This is a genomic window from Tropicimonas sp. TH_r6, assembly GCF_033101155.1.
In the GTDB taxonomy this organism is placed as follows: domain Bacteria; phylum Pseudomonadota; class Alphaproteobacteria; order Rhodobacterales; family Rhodobacteraceae; genus Tropicimonas.
In genome coordinates, this window is record NZ_JAWMPX010000057.1 from 1 (window position 1) to 9,227 (window position 9,227).

The 9,227-nt window shown below is 60.3% G+C and carries 10 protein-coding genes; 2 read left to right on the top strand and 8 right to left on the bottom strand.

What is annotated here, in order from left to right; genetic code table 11:
• Positions 1-207: 207 nt before the first annotated feature.
• A complete protein-coding gene (locus R3X27_RS24970) occupies positions 208-513 on the bottom strand; it encodes a hypothetical protein (RefSeq protein ID WP_317711629.1) in 306 nt (101 codons plus the stop codon).
• Between the two features lie 137 nt (positions 514-650).
• Between R3X27_RS24970 and R3X27_RS24975 the strand changes: the two genes are divergently transcribed.
• Complete coding sequence (locus R3X27_RS24975; protein WP_317711630.1) at positions 651-1,238, top strand: hypothetical protein; 588 nt, start codon at positions 651-653, stop codon at positions 1,236-1,238.
• Positions 1,239-1,409: 171 nt separating this feature from the next.
• Positions 1,410-1,853 (top strand): hypothetical protein, encoded by a 444-nt coding sequence (locus R3X27_RS24980; protein ID WP_317711631.1) that lies wholly within the window; start codon positions 1,410-1,412, stop codon positions 1,851-1,853.
• Between the two features lie 176 nt (positions 1,854-2,029).
• Here the strand turns inward: R3X27_RS24980 and R3X27_RS24985 are convergent, their stop codons facing one another.
• The 7 genes from R3X27_RS24985 to R3X27_RS25015 form a co-directional block, all read right to left on the bottom strand.
• A complete protein-coding gene (locus R3X27_RS24985; RefSeq protein ID WP_317711632.1) occupies positions 2,030-2,395 on the bottom strand; it encodes a hypothetical protein in 366 nt (121 codons plus the stop codon).
• 445 nt (positions 2,396-2,840) lie between these two features.
• Positions 2,841-3,071 (bottom strand): hypothetical protein, encoded by a 231-nt coding sequence (locus R3X27_RS24990; protein WP_317711633.1) that lies wholly within the window; start codon positions 3,069-3,071, stop codon positions 2,841-2,843.
• A gap of 81 nt (positions 3,072-3,152) precedes the next feature.
• The gene (locus R3X27_RS24995) at positions 3,153-3,941 is read right to left on the bottom strand and encodes a hypothetical protein (RefSeq protein WP_317711634.1); all 789 of its coding nucleotides are present in this window, start codon (positions 3,939-3,941) and stop codon (positions 3,153-3,155) included.
• A gap of 145 nt (positions 3,942-4,086) precedes the next feature.
• Positions 4,087-5,538, bottom strand: a complete 1,452-nt coding sequence (locus tag R3X27_RS25000) for a DUF1254 domain-containing protein (RefSeq protein WP_317711635.1) — start codon at positions 5,536-5,538, stop codon at positions 4,087-4,089.
• 110 nt (positions 5,539-5,648) lie between these two features.
• Positions 5,649-7,136, bottom strand: coding sequence for a DUF1254 domain-containing protein (locus R3X27_RS25005; protein WP_317711636.1), 1,488 nt, complete (start codon positions 7,134-7,136; stop codon positions 5,649-5,651).
• Between the two features lie 125 nt (positions 7,137-7,261).
• Complete coding sequence (locus R3X27_RS25010; protein WP_317711637.1) at positions 7,262-7,543, bottom strand: hypothetical protein; 282 nt, start codon at positions 7,541-7,543, stop codon at positions 7,262-7,264.
• Positions 7,544-7,873: 330 nt separating this feature from the next.
• Positions 7,874-8,911 (bottom strand): helix-turn-helix transcriptional regulator, encoded by a 1,038-nt coding sequence (locus R3X27_RS25015; protein WP_317711638.1) that lies wholly within the window; start codon positions 8,909-8,911, stop codon positions 7,874-7,876.
• Between the last annotated feature and the right edge of the window lie 316 nt (positions 8,912-9,227).

The window sequence follows — 9,227 nt, forward strand, 5'->3', positions numbered from 1 at the left end:
TCTTTACCGAAGTCTCCACCGTGAACCCTCAAATTTCGCGTTCGCAGCGAAGGTCCGGAAGGTCGGCAAACTTACCGAACCTCACGGCCTCGTATCGCCGTGTTCAGGTCGGCGATGCGTTCTGCCGATCGTCGCAGCGCCATCGTCCGCTTCGAGCTCCTGCAGGCGAAAAAGAACCGGCAGCGCGGATGCGCTGCCAGGCCCACCTCACCTCTTCGGCTTGAACTGCGGCCGGCTGCGCCGGTGGTAGTGGTTGGTGACGTTCCTTGTCCTCGGCCGCACCATCGTCAGCACGATAAGCAATCCGAGAGCCAGGAACGCCCAGCCACTCCATGGCACGAAGGCCAGGATGGCGTCGGCGATGTTGAGGGCCGCGTGAAACACGCTGCCGATCCAGTTGAACAGTGATCCGAACCAGGTGCTTCCCTGATCGGTGATCTCCTCTGCCGGGGCCGGAGGTATCGCTATCGCGGCCTCGTAGGCGCCCGGACATTCACAGAAGTCGGTCGTCATCGGATTTTCTCCTTGTTTGCGGATGGTCTGTCCTTCGGGAGCCCGACTATTCCGACCGGTTGGGTCGCGAAGCGGCGGTATTCACAGGCAGAGAAACCTGCTATTATGTCAGTATTATTGACGGGAAAATGACGGCAATGGCGAACCAGGCGGATCACGACGAGAGCAAGGCCAAGCGGGGTCCGGATGGCAGGTTCCTGCCCGGCCACAAGCCGCCGCGTTCGCCCGGCAGACCTCCCGGTCCGAATGGAGTGAAGGCGCGGGCTGCTCGCGTCGCAAGCAACCGCCTGGAAGAGATGCTTGGCCAGGCCGCCGATGTGATCGAGATGGCGCTGGACGAGGGCGATGTCCGCGCAGCCACCTGGCTGATCGACCGGATCCGACCACCTAAGCAGTCGGACTTCCTGAAGGCCGACATTGTCACCGAACTGAAGACCCCGGAGGAGATCGTGGAGGCGGCCAGGGAGACCACAGTGGCCGCAGGGAGGGGTGAGGTCGCCCTGAGCGAGGCACGGGCCTATATCGACCTCCTGACCCGCTATGGCGCCATCCAGGGTTATCTGGAGGTCGAGCGGCTCAAGGAGATGATCGAGATGCTGAAAGCCCCACGGCATGGCCGGGCGCGGATCATGGATCAGAGCCGTCTCGCGCCAGAGTTCCGGTTGAAATGGGGACAGGGTGTCGCCGTCAACCTGGAAGACGCAGCCGATCGTGAGACAAACTAACCCGCAGGTCGGGCGTTGCTTTCACGATCTTTGGAGCCCCAATTCGTTCAGGTCGACGAAGGCGTAAATAATTTCATTAAAACAGTGCCTTGAAAGTAGTTCTCAAGATTCACAGCATCCTGTGCCGGAGCTGCCTCTGCCGATATCCTTTTCTCCGTGGAAACAAGGAGAATGATGATGGAAATGGTCAAAGGCACGAAGATAACCCAAGAGATCGAGGAGCGCGTTCAGGCGTATTGTGAACCGATCCGCAATAAACTCGCCACCGAGCCGTGCGACTTGCCGGTAGAAACGGTGTTCACGCTGATCCTCTTGCAGGAAGACGATGAGCGGTGGTCGGTGGATCTACAGGATGTTGCGCAACCGAATGACACCTGGTGGGTCGGCTTGCTAGACGGGGTTGCCCTCTTCCGGAAGCATTGCGGGGTCATCGCCTTGACCCGCGACGGCGTGGTTCAGACGACGAGCCACTTCGTGTCGACGCCGGTCACCATCCGGGCAGGGGCTCGTGCGCTGACCGGGTGCATGCCGCTCTCGGAGGCTCTGAAATCCCTCGTTCCGTTCTACGAGGACGGCCTGCCGAGCGTCATCGAGATCATCCCGGAAGGGCAGTGACGGCCGGTTGCTTGACCGCATATGGCGCGATTGGGTTCAACGAAACCACGCTTTGTCGATGCCGTGAACAGAAATGGGGGCGGCTGGGCATCAACGCCAGGGGATTGGGTCTTGCGGACCCCGCTCCGGGTGTCGCCTGGGCCTGAGCTGATCACGGTCGTCCCCTCGCCCCCCCCTTATTCGGTGAGGGGATGAAGAGATGAAAAGTTACTTCGAGCAGCCCGCACCTCCCTGACATAGGCACGTCCAGCCCGGGTGATACGCCAGCCTCTCTTGTTGGCGTCGTATTTCGCGAACCCGATCCGTTCTAGACCGCTTCCCTGGCGCCGATGCGACACGAGGTTGCGGACCTTCTGTGAAAACGGCGTGTCGCTCCGATTGTCCAGGATCTCGTGATCCCGACCACCGGGACGGAGCTTGTTCTCTAGCCGCCGGATCAGTTCACTCGTGGTCATAAACCCGCCTCTCCTCCCGGCCAGTTCGGCCAGCACCGCATCCCTGATCTCGGCCTCGGAAATGCGATCGGGCTTGTCTCGGTTCATTCCAACAATTTCGTGGAGAAACGGCCGAGGGATCAAGCCGGCAAACAGGTTGACTCTGGGCAAGATGATTGGACGTTCTGTGAACGTGCGGACTTTCTTGAAGATCCAGCGCTCTCCCGCCGCCGCCGGATTGTGGTTGCGATCTTCCTACCAAACACTCCAGTTCCGCGTTCCGGACGTTGGTTCAGGACGCAGCATCCGGGAGGAAGGGCGGAAACCGGTAATTCGCTGCGCAAACCCCAGATGTCCGCACTAAAGGAGCTTTGCGGAGACGGCCTTCATCAGTCTTGCCTTGAATTCCGACTTCGGTGCCCGCTCCAGTACGGCATTTCCCTCGTCCCGGCGCTTTGGACTCCTACAGCTGACATCGAACGCGCAGTATGCGTACTCGTTGTTGTCTTTGAGCTCGATTGGTCGTTGTGCGATGAGGGACCGCAAGTTCGATCTATTGAAGATCCTTGAGTGAGCGATTCCCCAGGATATCTTCGAGCTCCATCTGTATCTCGACGGCCATGCAACGAAACTGACGCGCGATTTCGGGCCTGCCTGACCAGGCCTGAGAAGACGTCAGCGCGGCGCCGTATTCCTCGCAGAGATTACGGATGTGCGGGTCGCTGATGAAAAGGTGCAGCAGACGAGAACTGTCGGCGTTGAATTTCGTAAGGAGAAGCTCCAACCCCTTTGTCTGCGTTGTAGATCTTCGAGCGTTGTTCAATGGACCCTCCAGTTTTGGTTCGGGAGTTAGTCCGGGCCCTCGTCAAAACTGGAAATTCAACCCTGCAAAGACGCCCCAGTCCGGTTGGCCATCGCCACTGGTCCAGACGTATTTCTGTGGCTCGGCAAACACGTTCACGACCGTGCGGTCTGTCTTGATCACCTTGCCGATGCCGAGGCTGAGGGGCACCCCGTAGTCGTCCGTATCGAAATTGTACGTCCACACGCTCGCTGAGCGCAGATACCAGCCCTGACCAAGCTGATAGAAACCGAAGGGTTGAAATGCGCCAAGGTTGACGTCCTCCCGATCCTCGTCGCCCCCCACACTGGCCTGCCATGTCAGCAGGTAGCCCCACTGGAACTTGGGATTCGTGCCATTGAACAGCACATTCGCCAGACCGAGCGACCACTTGCCCGAACCGAGCGTGTCCTCCGTCGCGGTCGGGGCCGTGACCTGCGGACCAATGCCGAAGCTGACGGCCGGGTTGCCAGTATCGAACAGGTAGGCCGCAAAGATGTTGATGTCTCCCAGGCCGGTCTCATCGTCGCCACCCGGCAGTGGCACCGTGTTCACCGGCACCGTCGCCCGCATCAGCCAGTCGCCGCCGAAGGCCTGGAACGGCTGAGCGTAGCGCAGGTAGAACTGATTGGCGTCCCGATCCGTTCCTTGAATTTCACCGAAGTACTGGTTCTGGAAGTTCAGCGCCGTGGTGTTGGCCAGCGGGTTGTTTGCCTGCGCGGCAGAAGTGTCCTGGGCCGAAGCGGGCTCCGCGATTGCGAGTAGCGTGATGGTCGCGCTTGCTGCCGCAGATATCAGTGCATTGGTGCCCATTTCTGCTTCCCTATTGCTGAATCGTGTCAAAATCTTCGAACCGGTGATCGCCCATCAAACGTGGCAGGCGGTCACCATTCCTTGAAATCGCATCGAATGCTGGCGACCTACCTCTGACAGCGCGGTTCGGTCACCAGCGCACCGTCTATTCTGCCACCATGATGGCCGGGGGCTGCCACTCACCACCGGTGATACCTTCCTCGCCCCAGTAGGCGCGGATGTAGAGCGAGAACTCTTCCTCCGGGGCCGGGATCCAGTTGGTTTCGAGAGCCTCGCCCGGCGAGGCATTGCTGACGTAGAGCGTCAGGGAGCCGTCGTCCCCATATTGCAGCGACTTGTTCTTCGTCCCCAGCGAATACCGGTTCAGGTCGTTCGGGTTGAAGAAATGCTCCTTGTTGTAGAGCGTCATCGACCAGAATCCCTGCACCGGCGGCAGTGCGCCTTCCGCGAACGTCACCTCATAGGCGTTGGCCCCCGTCAGTTCGCCACCGTCGATATCGTAGTCGGTGTAGAAATACTGGGTCTCGTTCGGGCGGTTGTCGAACATGTTGGATCGCGAGGTGCTGGCACGGTTGTAATAATCCACACCCCATTCGGCGTTGTTCTGCGAGCGGTTCCAGTTGTTGCCCGCGGGCTGGCCGTTATGCTCCCAACGCAGGAACCCGGGCACCACGGTCGCGGAGATCTCGAGCAATGCGTCGTCGACCTGCGCCTTGAGCGCCTCGTCCCGCTCCAGAACGGCAAGAAGCGCCTCGAACTGGCTGTACATGGCCTCTTCGCCGGGCTGCGGCGGAACCATCTCGAGAACCATGGCGAGTTGTTCGAGGAACTGCTCCGGGGGCACCCAATTGGTCTCGCCGCCCGAGGCCGCATCGCCGAAGGACGGCGCCTCGGACCAGTCTATGGTCTTCATTTCGCCGGTAAAATCGGCCAGCGGATAGACCACCACCTGATCGACCAACGGCTGTATCGCCTCGCGGTCCTCGTCGGTGTCATCCATGAAGATGCGCGGGATGACATTGGCAAGGTTGGTGGGGCTTTGCAGCACGCCGGTGATCCCTTCGGGCGTCTCACCATCCCAGTCCGGGCCGACCAGCATGTAGAAACCCGGCGCGCTGCCATAGGGTTTGCCCAGCTCGCCGATCTGGTCGGTGCGCTGATCATAGAGCGCATAGACCCAGAAGCGATCGCCCAGATCCGGCACCTGCAGGACAACCGGGCTCTCGTCCAGCGCCATGAAGCCGAGGCCGTAGACCACGTCCTGGTTCGGGCAGGCGATAAAATTTTGGCCCGGGTCGATGTAGTTGCTCAGCATGCCGACCTGGTTCTTCGGGGCGGCCGGCAAGGTGCCGAAGGCCTTGCCGGGCTCGGGAACCGAGGTGACGGAGGCGCGCCGGTTGATCATGTTGATCATCGGGTAAGCCCAGACGAAGGCGGATTGCGCCACGGTCTTCGCGTAGGTCGGATGCATATTCACATCCGAGGAGGCGGTTGCCTTCCATTCGTCCATCATGGTTTGCGCCGAAACCGGCGTGGTGAAACAGGCGACGCTCGCAAGCGCGGCAACGGATACTGTCAGGGAATGCCGTGTTTTCATTGGGGATGGTTCCTTCAATTCTTGCAGCGCTTCGAGTGCTCGGTGCAGGAGATTTGCAAAGAGCGGCCTGCGCCGGGATCCCCCCGATGCAGGCCAGCTTGTGTTCGGGATTAGTCGACCTTCACGAGGTCGTCCGGCCGCCATGTGAGGTCGAAGAACTCCACGCCGGTTCCATAGAGGCGCAGCGCAGCGAGGAAGTTGCGCTCCGGAACTGTCTGGATCCAGTTGGACTCGGGCGCGTCGGCCGGTTTATCGGGACCGAACCAAAGCTCGATCGAGCCGTCCTCGGTCTTCTCGACATCATAGAAGCCGTTGATCGAGGGCAGAAGCTGCTCGGTTTCGGGCATGGTGCCGTCGGTGACATTATAGGCGGTCACCGCCCAGAACAGCGCGGCCGGCGGGTTCGGCGGCAGGCGCATCATGTAGTTGTTCGAGCCGTTCAGGAACTCGCCATCCGCATCGCGCGTAGCGTTCGGGTATTTCGACCCGGCACCAATCGTGCGCATGACCATCGCCGGCGCCGAGGAATACGCATACTGGAAGTAGGACGCGCGCTGGTCGATATCGATGTAGCCGTCCCGATACCATTCCGCAGTCGTACCGCCCCAGGCGTTCTCGTATTGCCGGTCCTCGTAATACTTGTTGCGCCCGTCCGCCCGACCCATCTGGCGCCCGGCAAGGATCATCTTCGGCGCCACCTCAACAGCCTTCGCAAGCGCTTCCTTCTGCGCTTCGGTCGGCTCGAAGGGCGCGCCCTTGATGATGCCGAGGGCGGCCAGCACGCCACGGGTCTCGACATCCATCGCAGAGAGCGGCTCATAATCCACGAATTCCTTGACCTTGTCCCAGTAGGTCGCGTCGACCGGATACATCATGTTGACCCGGATGCCGCTGGCGTTGGGAAACTCCATCGGCTTCACATCGCGTTCGATGCCGCTGAGCGGGTAGATCCGGGTCTGCTCGGCCAGAGCCACCGCCGCCGTCGGGTCGGGGCCGTCGTCGCCCTTTTCCATGACGGTGCGGAAGAACAGGAAGACATTGTAGGTCGGCGACTCGAAGGCAAAGTAACTGGACGGGATCGGGCCGTCATAATTCGGCGGCAGAAGCAGGTAGAGCCCACCGCGTGCCCGGTCGGGCCCAACCGCGCCGACATCGGTGATCGTGCGCTGGAAGAAATCGGTGAACATACCGATCACATTCGGCGGTGCCGCGACAACGAGCGGTCCGGTTTCCTTCAGGTCGAGGTAGTTCATCGAATAGATGACGTCGGCATTGGGTGTCGGCACCCAGGTGCGGCTGTCCATCCGGTCCTTCCAGATCGGCAGGACGTTGTAGCCTGCGCCGAACTCCGCTTCGGAGCCGTCGCGCATGCCCACCACGTTCATCATCGGTTGCATGAGGTAATAGGCCTGGATCGCCCGCTGGTAGTAGAGCTCGTCGACCAGTTCCTGGGCCTCGGCCGGATCGAGCCAGTTACCTCCGTTGATCTGTTCCATCAACGGTGGGATCGCGCCGTCCTGGGCCATCGCAAAAGAGGCAACGGAGACCAGTGCGGTGACGGCTCCTCCGGACAACAGGTTTCTCAGTGTATGTTTCATGGGGGATTTCTCCAAAGCGATATCCTTCGCCCGGAATGAGATCCGGACGTCCAACGACCCCACCCGCGCGCCCGAAGATCCGGTGGATGACTGGAGCGCAGGTGGGAACCGCCCGAGGGGAGCGGTTATTCGGCGGCCTGAAGTGTCACGTTGTAGACATTGCCATTCGACAGCGTCATCTCGACATCCATGGCATCTGACAGGTTGGTGGTGTCGATATCGTCGATGACCGCGCAGACATCACGACCGAAATTCTCTTCGCCCGTGGCCTCCTTGATTTCCATGGCCTGCTTCTCGTCGATCGTGACCTTGATGTCGTCGCAGATGACCGTGGTCATCGTTTCGGCGGTTACCGCGCCGGCGGTCAGAAAGATCGCGGCGACAGCGAGTTTGAGCGTCAGTTTCATGATGGTTTCCCTCCCGGGTTGATTCAGTTTGGTCAATGTGTCGGCAAAGAGCCGATCAGTGCGCAATGAGCGGGAGAGCAGCGCGGTTGCGGCGGAATTTGGGATGTGCCGCGTGGAGCCAAGTATTTCTGCAGAAAGACTTTCACCGCTCCACTCCCCCGACGTGACCCCGGCCATCGACAATACTACTCACTTGTCTGCCCCTCACGCGGTTGCGCGAGAGATGCGGCGGTACACGTTTAGGTAGTTTGGCCCGATGTCTCCTGTGGCGCTATTCAGATCGTGCCAATCTTGCGGGGGGCACGCATCTGAATCGAACAAACTTCCGGGCTAAATTGAACGTCTCACAGGTTGGGAGGCAGTGGCCCGTGATGTGTGCGTAAGGGTCTGGGACGGAAGCTCTCCGAACTGATCCCTGTACCACCTGGATGTTCGACCCAGTTGATCAAGCCCCCAGGTGTTCGCAGCCCAGGTGACAGATATGCCTGACCTGCTGTGTTCCAGGAGAGTCTGGCGCATACGATGCAGACGCAATGTCCGCAGGTAGTCATGTGGCGTCTGGCCCAGGATTTTCTGGAACGCCCGATAGAGTGTCCGGCGAGAGGTCAGAGCCCCGCCCGCAACGTCATCCACGCTCAGGGCGGAGTGGAGATTTGCGTCAATGAACTCTCGCGCCATGGAGACGATGCGCGCATATCCGCGTTCATGGGCCGGGCCGCGAACGGCGTGAGGTTCCCTCGCAAGTTGAAGGATGAGATGGTCGAGCAGCGCGCCGTCAATGCCCATGTTGGAGGGGCCGCCAGCGTGAACCCGTGCCATTTTCCGGTAAAGGGTATCGGTGTTGCGAAGACCGGTTTCCGGTAACTTGAAGCCGGTTTCCCCGAGTTGCCGATCATCGAGAACGAGCCCGATCTTCGCTGCTTCCTCCTCCAATCGATCCATCGTCAACGTTGCAGTGACATAGAGCGATCCGGGGAGGTACTGGGCCTCGTGAACATCGCCCGGCCGGAACACGCCGACAACGCCAGTGCGGATATCCTGATGCCAGAGTTGCGATCCGGGGGCGATCCTCAAGCCGACCGCGATGGAGATCTTGTCTTCCGATAAGGCTCCGCCGATTGTGACGCGGCCCCCGATCCGCCCGCTGCTTAACAGGATGCCGTCCATATCACGGTGGACGAGGCTCCCCGTGACCGTCTGTCGGGTGAGTTGCACGACCTGAAAGCCGGCACCTCGCACGGCGTCCGAGAGGTCCTCGATATGTCGAAGCGTCGCGTGATTCCAGGGAATGGCGGTGCCGGCCATTCGTGAACACCCGGCCTGTTCTCCCGCCGGGGCAATTCCGCCATTTTCGCCGCTGAATGCCATGTGCCACCGCTCTTGTTCATTCAGATGATCGGTTGGTAGCGCGGATGGTGATTCCTGTCATTGATCCTAAGCAAGTCGCCTACCCTTCGAATCTCTTGTGAGCCTCGCGACAGCCGATGGGCCGGCGAAGTCACTCGGAACGGGTTTTCCGGTCGCCAACCCAAAAGACATGCCGCGATCCCAAGCACGCTCGAAACTCAACGTCGGAAACTTACGCCAATTACGCCGTTACCGAAGTTTCCAAACACCCTCCCCATGGAGATTTGCCTTGAACTCAAATCTGCCCTTGGACGTGGCATCTTCAAACGTCGGCTCT